Annotated in this window: 11 protein-coding genes; 6 read left to right on the top strand and 5 right to left on the bottom strand. The window is 41.1% G+C overall.

From position 1 onward, the window contains the following. Nucleotides 1–21 precede the first annotated feature (21 nt). Genes nadA through HMPREF9448_RS12855 form a run of 3 tightly spaced genes read left to right on the top strand, consistent with a single transcriptional unit; the run spans nt 22 to nt 4,747 of the window. Nucleotides 22–1,011, top strand: a complete 990-nt coding sequence (gene nadA / locus HMPREF9448_RS12865) for a quinolinate synthase NadA (RefSeq protein ID WP_008863012.1) — start codon at nt 22–24, stop codon at nt 1,009–1,011. 36 nt (nt 1,012–1,047) lie between these two features. After that, a complete protein-coding gene (gene leuS, locus HMPREF9448_RS12860) occupies nt 1,048–3,819 on the top strand; it encodes a leucine--tRNA ligase (protein WP_008863011.1) in 2,772 nt (923 codons plus the stop codon). A gap of 58 nt (nt 3,820–3,877) precedes the next feature. After that, the gene (locus HMPREF9448_RS12855) at nt 3,878–4,747 is read left to right on the top strand and encodes a YitT family protein (RefSeq protein ID WP_008863010.1); all 870 of its coding nucleotides are present in this window, start codon (nt 3,878–3,880) and stop codon (nt 4,745–4,747) included. A 2-nt stretch (nt 4,748–4,749) separates the two neighbouring features. On the opposite strand, the gene HMPREF9448_RS12850 is transcribed toward HMPREF9448_RS12855, so the two are convergent. Then, the gene (locus tag HMPREF9448_RS12850) at nt 4,750–5,790 is read right to left on the bottom strand and encodes an acyltransferase family protein (RefSeq protein WP_008863009.1); all 1,041 of its coding nucleotides are present in this window, start codon (nt 5,788–5,790) and stop codon (nt 4,750–4,752) included. Further along, nucleotides 5,787–6,908 carry a hypothetical protein gene (locus HMPREF9448_RS12845; protein ID WP_008863008.1) on the bottom strand — a complete coding sequence of 374 codons (1,122 nt, stop codon included), beginning with the start codon at nt 6,906–6,908 and terminating at the stop codon, nt 5,787–5,789. Before HMPREF9448_RS12845 ends, HMPREF9448_RS12850 begins: the two co-directional genes overlap by 4 nt. Nucleotides 6,909–6,950: 42 nt before the next feature. Between HMPREF9448_RS12845 and HMPREF9448_RS12840 the strand changes: the two genes are divergently transcribed. Genes HMPREF9448_RS12840 through HMPREF9448_RS12830 form a run of 3 tightly spaced genes read left to right on the top strand, consistent with a single transcriptional unit; the run spans nt 6,951 to nt 10,457 of the window. Next, nucleotides 6,951–7,526 (top strand): non-canonical purine NTP diphosphatase, encoded by a 576-nt coding sequence (locus HMPREF9448_RS12840; protein WP_008863007.1) that lies wholly within the window; start codon nt 6,951–6,953, stop codon nt 7,524–7,526. 9 nt (nt 7,527–7,535) lie between these two features. Continuing rightward, nucleotides 7,536–9,908 (top strand): type IX secretion system anionic LPS delivery protein PorZ, encoded by a 2,373-nt coding sequence (gene porZ / locus HMPREF9448_RS12835; RefSeq protein WP_008863006.1) that lies wholly within the window; start codon nt 7,536–7,538, stop codon nt 9,906–9,908. Between the two features lie 9 nt (nt 9,909–9,917). After that, nucleotides 9,918–10,457: an NUDIX hydrolase gene (locus HMPREF9448_RS12830; RefSeq protein WP_008863005.1), complete on the top strand. Its 540-nt coding sequence runs from the start codon at nt 9,918–9,920 to the stop codon at nt 10,455–10,457. Here the strand turns inward: HMPREF9448_RS12830 and HMPREF9448_RS12825 are convergent. From HMPREF9448_RS12825 to purD, 3 genes are read right to left on the bottom strand one after another with little or no spacing between them, the layout of a single operon-like run. Then, on the bottom strand, nt 10,454–10,924 hold the full coding sequence (locus tag HMPREF9448_RS12825) for a YqaA family protein (RefSeq protein WP_008863004.1): 471 nt from the start codon (nt 10,922–10,924) through the stop codon (nt 10,454–10,456). The two genes, HMPREF9448_RS12830 and HMPREF9448_RS12825, sit on opposite strands and share 4 nt — an antisense overlap. Further along, nucleotides 10,903–11,874 carry a hypothetical protein gene (locus HMPREF9448_RS12820; protein ID WP_008863003.1) on the bottom strand — a complete coding sequence of 324 codons (972 nt, stop codon included), beginning with the start codon at nt 11,872–11,874 and terminating at the stop codon, nt 10,903–10,905. Before HMPREF9448_RS12820 ends, HMPREF9448_RS12825 begins: the two co-directional genes overlap by 22 nt. 4 nt (nt 11,875–11,878) lie before the next feature. Next, entirely contained in the window at nt 11,879–13,147 is a 1,269-nt protein-coding gene (gene purD, locus HMPREF9448_RS12815; RefSeq protein WP_008863002.1) for a phosphoribosylamine--glycine ligase, read from the bottom strand. Nucleotides 13,148–13,150: the final 3 nt, after the last annotated feature.

Raw genomic sequence — 13,150 nt, 5'->3', positions numbered from 1 at the left:
AAAATAAAAAGAATATATTATATGTTCGATGTAGATATCTCCAAAGGTTATGTGGATATGCCTGTTCCCGAAGGGATAGACTTAGTGTCCGAGATAGAGAGAATGAAGCGGGAGAAAAATGCTGTCGTTCTCGCTCATTACTACCAATCGGGAGATTTACAGGATATAGCCGATTATGTGGGAGATTCTTTGGCATTGGCTCAATGGGCTGCGAAAACAGATGCTTCCATATTGGTGCTTTGCGGTGTTCATTTTATGGGCGAGACCGCCAAAATTATTTGTCCCGACAAGAAAGTACTGATACCCGACATGAATGCCGGGTGTTCTTTGGCAGACAGTTGTCCGGCCGATACTTTTGCCGAATTCGTAAAAGCTCACCCCGGCTATAAAGTCATATCTTATGTAAATACATCTGCGGCGGTAAAGGCTTATACCGATGTGGTAGTCACTTCGTCGAATGCCCGTCAAATCGTAGAGAGTTTCCCTGCCGACGAGAAGATCATATTCGGACCCGATAAAAATTTGGGTAACTATATAAACAGTATCACAGGACGTGATATGCTATTATGGGACGGAGCTTGCCACGTGCATTCCCAATTTTCATTGGAAAAAATAGTAGATTTGAAAAAACAGTATCCCGATGCGTTGATACTGGCTCACCCGGAATGTAAAAGAGATATATTGTTAGTAGCTGACAAGGTAGGTTCCACGGCTGCTCTTTTGCGCTTTGCGACACAATCGGACTGCAAGCGTTTCATAGTAGCTACCGAGTCGGGTATATTGCATGAAATGAAGAAAAACAATCCCGACAAAGAGTTTATACCTGCGCCTCCCAACGATAGTACATGTGCTTGTAACGAGTGTAATTTCATGCGATTGAATACGATGAAAAAATTGTATAACACGCTTAAATACGAGTTGCCCGAGATGATAGTGGATAAAGAGATAGCCGAAAAAGCTATCGAACCTATACAGCGTATGCTCGACATATCGGCTTCATTGGGAATTTAAAAAAGAGAATAATAATTTCATTCATAATTGTTTATCATGGAATATAATTTCAAAGAGATAGAAAAGAAGTGGCAAAAGTATTGGAAAGATCATCATATTTATCAAGTAAAAGAAGATGAGAGTAAACCCAAATATTACGTACTGGATATGTTTCCCTATCCTTCGGGAGCAGGTCTGCATGTAGGTCACCCGTTGGGATATATAGCTTCCGATATTTATTCCAGATATAAAAGATTGAAGGGGTTTAACGTTCTTCACCCTATGGGGTATGATGCATACGGTCTTCCTGCCGAGCAGTATGCCATACAGACGGGACAACACCCGGCCATAACGACCGAAAAGAACATAAATCGTTATCGCGAGCAATTGGACAAGATAGGCTTTTGTTATGATTGGAGCCGCGAAATACGTACTTGCGATCCCGAATATTATAAATGGACTCAGTGGGCGTTCATACAAATGTTCAATAGTTATTATTGCAACGACAAACAACAAGCTCGTCCCATAGAAGAGCTTGTAAAGACTTTCGAAACGACAGGTACGGAAGGTGTGAATGCAGCTTGTAGCGAAGAACTTTCTTTTACGTCCGAAGAATGGAATGGTAAATCGGAGAAAGAACAACAGGAAATATTGATGAATTACCGCATTGCCTATTTGGGCGATACGATGGTAAACTGGTGTCCGCAATTGGGAACCGTGCTTGCCAACGACGAGGTGAGCGAGGGCGTTTCCATACGAGGGGGATATCCGGTGGAACAGAAAGTGATGCGTCAGTGGTGTCTACGGGTATCGGCATACGCTCAGCGTTTGTTGGAAGGTCTGGATAAAATAGATTGGACAGATTCTCTTAAAGAGACCCAAAAGAACTGGATAGGTCGTTCCGAGGGAGCCGAAATGCAGTTTAAGGTGGTGGATTCCGATGTGGAGTTTACCATATTTACGACGCGTGCCGATACGGTTTTCGGGGTTACTTTTATGGTATTGGCTCCCGAAAGCGATTATGTAAAACAAGTAGTCACCCCCGATCAACAGGAAGCTGTAAACAAATATTTGGACAGCATAAAACATCGTACCGAGCGTGAGCGACTTATGGACAAGAGCGTTACCGGTGTGTTTACTGGTGCATACGCTGTCAATCCGTTGAACAATAAACATATACCTATCTATATAAGCGATTATGTCTTGGCCGGATACGGGACAGGAGCTATCATGGCCGTACCTGCACACGATAGTCGGGACTACGCTTTCGCCAAACATTTCGACTTGCCCATCATACCGCTGATAGAAGGGTGCGATGTTTCGGAGGAAAGTTTCGATGCCAAAGAAGGTAAAATGATAAATTCTTGTGGTAATGGATTGGATTTGAACGGTATGGAGGTGAAGGAAGCCATTGCCGCCACGAAAAAGTTTATTAAGGAAAAGGGTATAGGCAGGGTAAAAGTAAACTATCGTTTGCGCGATGCTATATTCAGTCGTCAGCGTTATTGGGGTGAACCCTTTCCTGTTTACTATAAAGAGGGTATGCCTTATATGCTTGACGAAAGTAAACTACCTTTGGAACTTCCCGAAGTGGATAAATTCCTACCGACCGAAACAGGTGAGCCTCCATTAGGTCGTGCTAAGAACTGGGAAACAGAAGAGCATTATCCGTTGGAGTTGTGTACCATGCCGGGATTCGCAGGTTCTTCGGCTTATTATTTGCGATATATGGACCCGCACAACGACAAAGCTCTGGTATCGAAGAAAAGCGATGAGTATTGGCGTAATGTAGACCTCTATATAGGGGGAACCGAACATGCTACCGGTCATCTTATTTATAGTCGTTTCTGGAATAAGTTCCTTTTCGATAAAGGAGTGGTTTGTGAAGACGAACCTTTCAAGAAACTGATAAATCAAGGTATGATACAGGGGCGTTCTAATTTTGTATATCGTATTAAAGATACGAATACTTTCGTATCTTTGAATAAAAAGAAAGATTACGATACTACTCCCATTCATGTCGATGTGAATATCGTAAGTAATGATGTACTCGATATAGAAGCATTTAAAAACTGGCGCCCTGAGTTTAGTTCGGCCGAGTTTATTTTGGAAGATGACGGCAGATATGTATGCGGTTGGGCGGTAGAGAAAATGTCCAAATCGATGTTCAATGTGGTAAATCCCGACGATATCGTAGAAAAATACGGAGCCGATACTTTACGTTTGTACGAAATGTTCCTCGGTCCCATCGAACAAAGCAAACCGTGGGATACGAACGGAATAGACGGCGTACATCGTTTTCTGAAAAAGTTGTGGAATCTGTTTTATCAAGGTGATAATTGGATTGTAACAGATCAAGAGCCTACAAAAGAGGAATTGAAGTCTTTGCATAAACTGATAAAAAAAATATCGTGGGACGTAGAGAATTTCTCGTATAATACTTCTATAAGCGCTTTTATGATATGCGTGAATGAGTTGACTTCTCTTAAATCGCACAACAAACAAATACTTGAAAAGGTAATTATATTGTTGGCTCCTTTCGCTCCTCATATCAGTGAAGAGTTGTGGCACGAATTGGGCTACGATTCTACTGTATGCGATGCCCGGTGGCCCGAATGGAAAGAGGAATATTTGAAAGAAGATGTAGTGACTTATGCTATTTCTTTTAATGGAAAAGCACGTTACAATTTGGAAATTCCGGCAGATACTCCCCGTGAAGAAATAGAGAAAATGGTACTTAATCATGAATCTTCGGTGCGGTGGCTCGAAGGAAAAACACCTAAGAAGATAATCGTAGTACCTAATAAAATAGTCAATATAGTTATTTAATAAACTTTATCCATGTTCGTAAATTCATAGCGAACATGGATTTTATATTTTACATATTATGCGTTTGCCTTTTAATAGTGTCTGGTATTCGATAAAAGACTATTTGATTATCATATTCGGGTTACTGTTGTATGCTTTGGGTTGGGTAGGTTTTCTGATACCGAACGAAATAACGACAGGAGGTGTAACAGGTATATCGGCCTTGATATACTACGGTACGGGTATACCTATATCGGTATCCTATTTTGTTATCAATGTATTATTGTTGTTGGCTGCCATCAAGGTGTTGGGTCTTCAATTCTGCATACGAACTATTTTCAGCGTAATCGTATGTTCTTCATTCTTGTCTATTCTTCCTTTGTTCATAAAAGATGCTTTGGTAGACGAACAACCTTTTATGTCGGCTATAATAGGCGGTATTCTGTGCGGTTCGGGTATTGGATTGGTATTCGTGTCTAATGGAAGTACGGGAGGAACCGATATTATAGCGGCTATCGTAAACAAATACAAGAATATTTCGTTTGCCAAAATGATGATGTACATCGATTTTTTAATTATTGCCTGCTCTTACGTTCTGTTCCATAGTGTGGAAAAAATGATTTTCGGATATGTAGTGATGGGGGTAATGAGTTATACGATGGACATGCTTATCAATGGCAAACGTCAGTCGGTACAAATTTTGGTTCTGTCGGATAAATACGAAGAGATAGCTACTCATGTCAATAACGATATACGTCGCGGCGTGACAGTTATCGACGGCATGGGCTGGTATTCCAAACAACCCAAAAAAGTATTGATGATATTGACTAAAAGAAATGAGTCGGTTAAAATATTTCGCTTGATAAAGTCCATAGACCCGAAAGCTTTTATTTCCCAATCCAATGTTGTGGGAGTTTATGGAGAAGGTTTCGACAAAATAAAAGCATAAATCTACCCTTCGGGACTTCTTTTTTTCCCTATTATAAAGGGGAAATGTTTGTTAATGATATAGGCGATAGGTAGGCACGAAAAAAGACTCACCAAAGCGAAAACTATATTAGGAACTATTTTGCCGTATAAGGTTTCTACCGGTATGTGAAAGATAAATACCATGATTCCTTTTAAGAAAGAGAACGTAAGCAAATGAAAACTGTTGATAATGAGTGTATTTTTGGATATATAGATTATGATATTTTGAAAAACAGGTTTTAAGGATAGAAAATTGCTCGACAGATTTATCATACATATACCGGCGAAACTTCCTATGAAAAACAGTATATAGTTGTTATAATTATTTGTGGCCATTATTATATATCCGTTTTCATGAGCTATGAAAATAACAATTCCCATTGTCAGGAAAACGAGTATTATATGGAGTAATTTTATTTTTATTATTTGTATGTTGTGTACGATTAAATTGCCTATTCCGTAGAGAACCATTCCTACTATGGCGGTTCCCAAGCAAAAGGGTAATGTGTATGGATTGTAAGCATAATTTATGTATCCTATGACGGCGATAACGATCAATACCGAAATCTTTATCGATTTGCTTTTCTTTTGTAACGGTTTGAATAGGAGGTAGTAAAATATTTCCAAGAAATAGAGACAAATGAAAAACCACATGGGTGTATTGTGTATCATCTGTTTACTATATCCTAAAAGAATGCCTATTATGGGGGAATACCAAGTAGTGGATATTGTCGCATCTTCGCCGAAATTACGACCTGCAAATAACCAGAACAGATAGGTGATGAGGTTTATCCAAAGATAGGGAACCATGAGCCCTTTGAATCGTTTTATGGCAAACTCTTTAAAGTTGGGGTGTTTCTCGAATGAAAAAAGACAACCGGACAGAAAGAAGAAAAGAGGCATGTGAAAAGTATAGATAAAGTCGGTGACAGGTTGGGAAGCATGAGCATGCCCCAACAGAACCAAATAAATACATATCGATTTGGCATAGTCTATCCACAATATCCTTTTTCCCGTATTCATGTTTGCGGATTCATAAGTCTTTTATAATCTGTATCGGCGAGTATTTGCAACAAATAGGGTATGCAGAAAATGTAATAAGATATATCTGCTTTCGATTGGAATAGAGCTTGTGTAAAACTGTATTGGCAAACCGCTTCTATAAAATGGATTGTCACGATACCGAATAACAGCAGAACGCTGAAAAATCTAACGTCGTTGTAGTTTCTGCAAAAGAAACTTCCTGCGATCGCTATCAGTACGAAGAGCACTATGAAGTGAAAAGATACCAAAGATGATTGTGTGGAGAACGGATTGATCTCCCAAAACTCATCGGGATATAGCCAGATGAAAGGAACGAAAGTAATCGCGAAGGACAATAGGAAAACAAAGCCCCACAGGAATATTTTCTTCGGAGATGTTTTTTCTTGAAAGAGTTGATACAATCCCCATACGATGAGCGGCAGCACGAACACGTTGCGAATAGAGAACAGCAACCCTCCTATGACAGCGCTCCATATCAGTTGTCGGGTGGAAAATGTGCGGAATCGTTCGAGATAAAGGAGAAAGAGGGTGAACAGTACGGCGTTGATGAGTATGGTACTTCTTGAAAAAATTTCCCAGTAGATACATAAAGAAGAAATCGAAAGTATAAAAAATAAACTATAACTTTGAACAGATTTACGTTTGAAATGGAATGCCAGCAAAGCAATGGAAATAACGGTTATGAATCCTATTTCTCGTATGCAATAAAATGGATAGCAGAGAAGAAAATAGAACGGCATTGCCCCCGGATAGTTGCCGATAGAAGTTTTTTCGGCATAAGGGTACAGACCGTTTGAAACGGAGTCCCAAAAAAGATCGATAATAATCCATCTGTCGGCCGTGAATATTTCTTTGGGAATAAAGAAAAGAAGTGATGAAGTAGCTATTATAAAAGTGATTATACCGACATTGACAAGTTTGCGACCGAAAGTCGGTTTGTATTTGAACAAGAAAATGATGAAAAGTATATATAATACGCTCGTAATAGCTCCGCATGCGATAGATATCTTCGATAAGTATTTAAAATAAAACAAGATATTTATCGTTATAAACATGAGTAGAGAAAGGTAATTTTGAAATTTTGAATAAGATTTCATTTTGTTTGTTCGGATTTTTTACAAAAATAATTATTTAATATTATGAAACTGGTTTTTGCCACGAATAATAGACATAAATTGGAAGAGATATCGGCGATTATCGGTGACAAGATAGAGATACTCGGTTTGAATGATATCGGTTGTCATGACGATATACCCGAAACGGCCGATACTTTCGAAGGTAATGCTTTGTTGAAAGCCCGGTATGTTAAGAATAAATACGAATACGATTGCTTTGCCGACGACACGGGACTGCAAGTGGAGGCGTTGAACGGGGAACCGGGTGTATATTCAGCCCGTTATGCGGGTGAACCTTCCGATTCTGAGAAGAATATAGATAAATTATTGGCTAATCTTCGAGATGCAGAAAACAGAAAAGCGAGTTTTGTTACATGTATAGCTTTGGTAACAGGTAGCGAGGAGCATGTTTTTTACGGAGAAATATCCGGAAAGATAATCCGTGAACGCCGAGGTTCGTCGGGATTCGGTTATGATTCGGTTTTTGTGCCGGAAGGATATGAAGAAACATTTGCCGAGATGGGAGAAGAGGAAAAAAACAAGATAAGCCATAGGGCACGAGCGGTAAAAAAGTTATCGGATTTTTTTAATACACTATAATCGTTTGATATGTTGAAAAGAATATCGGGTTTAATAGGTTTCGTTATATTGTCGTTTACGGTTGCGACCTATGCTCAATTGGCCGTGGGCGATTGGCAGATTTATACTTCGACAGGAACTCCTGTAAAGGTCATAGATACGCCTCAAAGGGTTTACTATGTGTCGGGTAGAAGTCTTTTTGGTTTCGATAAGGAGACGGAAGAGATGGAATCTTACAGTAAGAACAATATATTGAACGATATAGATATAGCTAATATTTATTATAATTACGATAAAAAGTATCTGGTTATCGTATATGCCAACTCCAACGTAGATATTTTGCACGATAATGGAAAAGTGTTTAATATACCGGATATTAAGAATGCCATATTGACTACGGCAAAAGGTATCAACGATGTAAAATTTTACGGTGATAGAATTTATTTGGCTACCGACTTTGGTATCGTTGTTTTGAACGATAAGAAAAATGAAGTGAGCGAATCTTATAATTACGGAAAAAAAATCAGTCTGATAGGGGTTTGCGACAAGTATTGGTTTTTTGTTGCCGATGATGGTCTTTATTATATAAATAGCGATGCCATCAAGTACGATATCGCCAAGTGGGTTTTATTGGACGATGTACCGGGAACGACTATTTATGCGCTTATGCCTTTCAACGATAAATATTTGTTTTATTCTAAGGGCGGCAATCTTCATTTCCTCGATATAAATAACGGGTTGTCTCTATTGGGAACCTTGAATATGGGAGTGATGAATGTAGATAAATATTATGACGGGTTTGTTTTGAGAGGATATGTTTATGTCGCTTTCTGTAAACCGGATATAGTGAATGGAGCTATACAGTTCGATGGTATTTTCAATTTTCAAAATCAATCGGATTATTTGGTGAATGTGTTGACTTCTTCATACGAAAAAGATATGTCTATATGGGCTTTGGGAGAAAGCGGTTTGTGTCATTTCAGTATGGGGAATAATCAATTCGTTATGTTGAAGGAACCGTTTTTGCCCAATGTATCGAATGTGGCAGACCCGTGGAATCTCGTTATTAACGATCATAAACTTTATGTAAGTAATTCGGGTCCCCGTAGAGGAACCGAAGATCAGTACGTGCAAACAAAAATAAGCGTATTGGATCAGGGAAACTGGTCTGTAATCGATGTGGGAGAAGTGCCGTTGGAAAATGGTAAAACAGGGAATAGAATATATTCGAGTTATAATATGGCATTCGATCCCGATGATTCCAACACCTTTTATATAGGAACTTGGTTCGAAGGCATATATAAGATTTCGGGGACAGAATGTGTAGGACATTATACGTCGTTGAATTCGCCGCTCTCTAAGGGTTGGGCTATGGCTGTGCCTAATATTGTTTTTGATAGAGATGGTAATCTTTGGATAGCACATGCGGGCGATGTGGGCGTAAGTATGTTGCCTAAGGCCAAGCAATCTATCGATACAGATGAATTGAAAGCGAGCGATTGGTATCGATTCGGTTATTCGGAAATAAAGAATAATAAATATGCCAAACTGCTTATACCGAATCATTCTACGGCAAAATGGGTCGTTTATGGGGATTGGCCCGGTTCTATATTCGCTTTTGACGATAAGGGCACATATAATACGATAGCCGATGACAGGACGAAAAATATAGTTTCGTTTATGGATCAGGATAATAAAACGTTTACTCCGAATTATTACACCTGCATAGAAGAGGATAACAACGGTCAGATATGGATAGGAACTTCGTCCGGGCCTATCGTGATTACGAATCCAGACCATGTTTTTAGCGACAGTTTCCGTTGTACTCGAATAAAAATAGCCCGTAACGACGGGACGGATAATGCCGATTATTTATTACAGAATATCAATATTACCGACATATTCGTAGATGGCGCCAATCGTAAGTGGATAGGAACCCGAGAATCGGGATTGTATTTGGTAAGTGCCGACGGGTCGGAGATTTTGAACCACTTTACGGCAGAGAACAGTAAACTGCCTTCGAATCATGTAACCGAAGTAATCGTCGATCCGGTAACGGGTGTGGCTTATATAGGAACGACCAGCGGCTTGGCTGCTTATCGGTCCGATGCTGTACAATCGTCCGACGATTATAGTAATGTATACGCTTTTCCCAATCCGGTGAGACCCGATTATGAAGGTTGGATATCGGTGACAGGATTGATGGAGAATAGTTTGGTGAAGATTACCGATACGGCGGGTAACTTGTTTTTTCAAGGCTATTCCAATGGCGGACAAATATCGTGGGACGGCAGGGATCGTAGCGGTAATCGGGTGAAAACCGGCGTGTATCTTGTTTTCGCGTCTTCCGGTGGTTCGTCGAAACAATCGGGAGTAGTTACTAAAATTTTAGTTGTCAATTAATTAAAGTATATGCATCCTCTTCGATTATTCGAATATTGCCCTCGTTGCGGTTCTCGTCGTTTCCAAGAGAACGATGCTTCTTCCAAACGTTGCGAGGATTGTGGCTTTGTGTATTATCTTAATCCAAAAGCATCGGTAGCGGCATTCGTTATGGATAGGCAATCGAGAATTTTAGTTTGTCGCAGGGCGTTCGATCCGTCCAAAGGCATGCTGGATTTACCGGGTGGGTTTACAGAATGTGGAGAAACGGTAGAGGAGGCTGTCGTTCGGGAATTGTCGGAAGAGATAGGTTGGAAACCGAAGCAGATGAAGTATTTGTGTTCTTTCCCGAATGTCTATCGTTATTCGGGTTTTGACGTACACACGATGGATTTGTTTTTTCTCTGCCGAAGCGATGAAGATATGAGCGATTTGAAAGCGCATGACGATGTTGCCGAATGTTTCTGGTTGCGGCGAGAAGAAATCGAACCCGAAAAATTTGCTTTTCGATCTATTCGCAAGGCTGTCGATAGATTATTGAAAGACGATAAATACTGGGTTAAGGATTAAAAAAGATTGGGAAACCACTCTTTCAGATAGTTGATACCGATTACCACCAAGTAGTACCGGGAGAATTTTCCTACCATCATGGAGAGTAACGTGCCGAGAGGATTGGCTCTGAGTAGTCCGAGAGCCACGATCATGATGTCGCCGATAACCGGAATAAAGACGAAGAATCCGAAAAGAGAGCCTTTCCCTTTCAGAAAGCGTTGCATTTTCGAGAGTTTTTCTTCCGGTATTTTCAGATAGGTGTGTATCCACTCTGTTTTTCCCAAGTAGCCTATATAGTAACAAGTGACACCTCCCAACCAGTTTCCCAAAGTGGCAGAGAATACACAGCCCCAAGAATCGTATCCGGCTATTAAAAGAAGTCCCAGCACGGCTTCGGAACTGAACGGAATTATGCTTCCGGCCAGAAACGCCGCTATGAAAAGACCGAAGTATCCCCACTCGCTCAGACCGGCAATAAATTCCATACGAACAATCCTGTGTAAAGGGTTAATATGAGATAGAACAACACTACTCCGTATTTTTTCGTATTGTTCGTGAAGAAAAATGCGGCTTGCATGGCAACTGCCATATTTAGGACAGGCAGATAGAGGGTATAGTTTCTATAATCTATAATCAGAAGTATGGCGGAGTAGACCGACAATAGGTTTATAAAGCCGTTATAAGCTCTTGTTTGGCGTTTCTCGTTGAATGTGGTATATAGTGTCGTCGTACCGGAGAAAAGTCCTAAAAGCGCAGTTAAAACGATTGTCCAGAATTGCGGGTCGTTAAAGGGGAGTGTTTCGGGTATATGAAACGTAAAATCGGGAATCAATGCAGACAATCCTGAGAAAGGCATGATTCCTATTCCGATCAATATCCAGAACGGGGTGGCGAATCCGATGAATGCTCCTAACAGGGATTTCAGCGTGAAATACCTTATTTGCGCGAATCCGATGATGAACAGGGGTATGTAATAAGCAAATTCGGGACAGAACAGGGTACATAGGGAGATGATTCCCATCATTAGAAATGCCGGTTGTGCCCTTTCTTGCTGATAAGCCGAGAAAAAAGAAAACAAAATCGTCGTTAGAACCACAGCCATTATGTTTCCGTTGCATAAGAGCGAAAGGGACGGGGAACAGACTTCCAACAACAGAAAAAATAGGAATGGAAGCAATGTGTGTTTCTGAATAAGAGAGAAAAGGTTGTTGATACGCAACAGCAGAATACCCCCGGATAGAATGAGGATGCTGTTGACCGAATGGTTCGATAGGGAGGAGGAAAGCCATCTTTCGGCACTCGGAAACAAGATTCCGGGACTCCCTTCGCAAGGGAGATATGTTGCGAACCGACTCGTGAGATATACACCGGTCAGATAGAAAACAATCGATCCAACCAGTGTATATTTATTGTTTATGAATGATTTCAGATTCATTGTTTTACAAGTCGGCTCCTATGTCGGAACGAAAATATTTACCTTCGAAAGAGACGGCTTTGGCGCTTTTGAAAGAGTTTGCCAAAGCCTCTTCTTTGGTCGCACCGTATGAGCTGAGGGCGATGACGCGTCCGCCGGAGGTTACGATTTTTCCGTTTTTGAATGTCGTTCCGGCATGGAACGGAATGCTGTCCGTCACTAAATCCAGTCCTGTGATTTCCTTGCCTTTTTCATAGGAACCGGGATAGCCACCCGATACCAGCATAACGGTTACGGCAGCCCGTGGGTCTTCTGTCAACTCTTTTTCCCGGAGCGTTCCTTGTGCCACACCTTCGAGCTGGTCGACCAAGTCGGATTGAATACGCAACATGACGACTTCGGTTTCGGGGTCTCCCATACGAACGTTGTATTCGATCACCATCGGTTCTCCTTGTACGTTGATCAATCCCAAGAATATGAAACCCTTGTACGTGATATTTTCTTTTTTCAAACCTTCGATGGTGGGTTTTACGATGCGCTCTTCCACTTTTTTCATGAACGTGGCATCGGCGAACGGTACGGGTGAAACGGCTCCCATGCCGCCGGTATTGAGTCCGGTATCGCCTTCTCCTATTCGTTTGTAATCTTTGGCAACGGGGAGTATGCGGTAATCTTTGCCGTCGGTGAGAACAAAGACAGAACATTCGATGCCCGATAGAAATTCCTCGATAACCACGGTTTTACTGGCATTCCCGAACATGCCGTTCAACATTTGTTTCAATTCGTCTTTCGCCTCTTGCAGGTCGTTTATGATAAGTACGCCCTTGCCCGCCGCCAATCCGTCGGCTTTAAGCACGTAAGGGGCTTTCAACGTTTCGAGAAAGGTATATCCCGCTTCCAGATTTTCCTGCGTGAAACTTTCATACCGGGCCGTGGGTATATTGTGACGCATCATGAATCCTTTGGCAAACTCCTTGCTGCCTTCCAAGCGGGCGCCTTCCTTCGACGGACCTATAACAGGTATGTTTTTCAACTCCTCGCAAGATACGAAGTAGTCGTATATTCCTTTTACCAATGGGTCTTCGGGGCCCACAACGACCATGTCGATATGTTTTTCCACTGCAAATTTTCCGATGGCATCGAAGTCGGTCGCCGGTATTGCCACATTCGTACCTATGGCTGCGGTTCCGGCATTTCCCGGTGCGATATAAAGTTTGTCGGTTTTTGGACTTTGCTTTATCTTCCAAGCTAAGGCGCATTCGCGACCTCCCGATCCTAATAATAGAATATTCATTGT

This window comes from Barnesiella intestinihominis YIT 11860 (assembly GCF_000296465.1).
GTDB lineage: Bacteria > Bacteroidota > Bacteroidia > Bacteroidales > Barnesiellaceae > Barnesiella > Barnesiella intestinihominis.
Note: the sequence above shows the minus strand (reverse complement) of the source record. Positions and strands in the feature narration are given on the sequence as shown.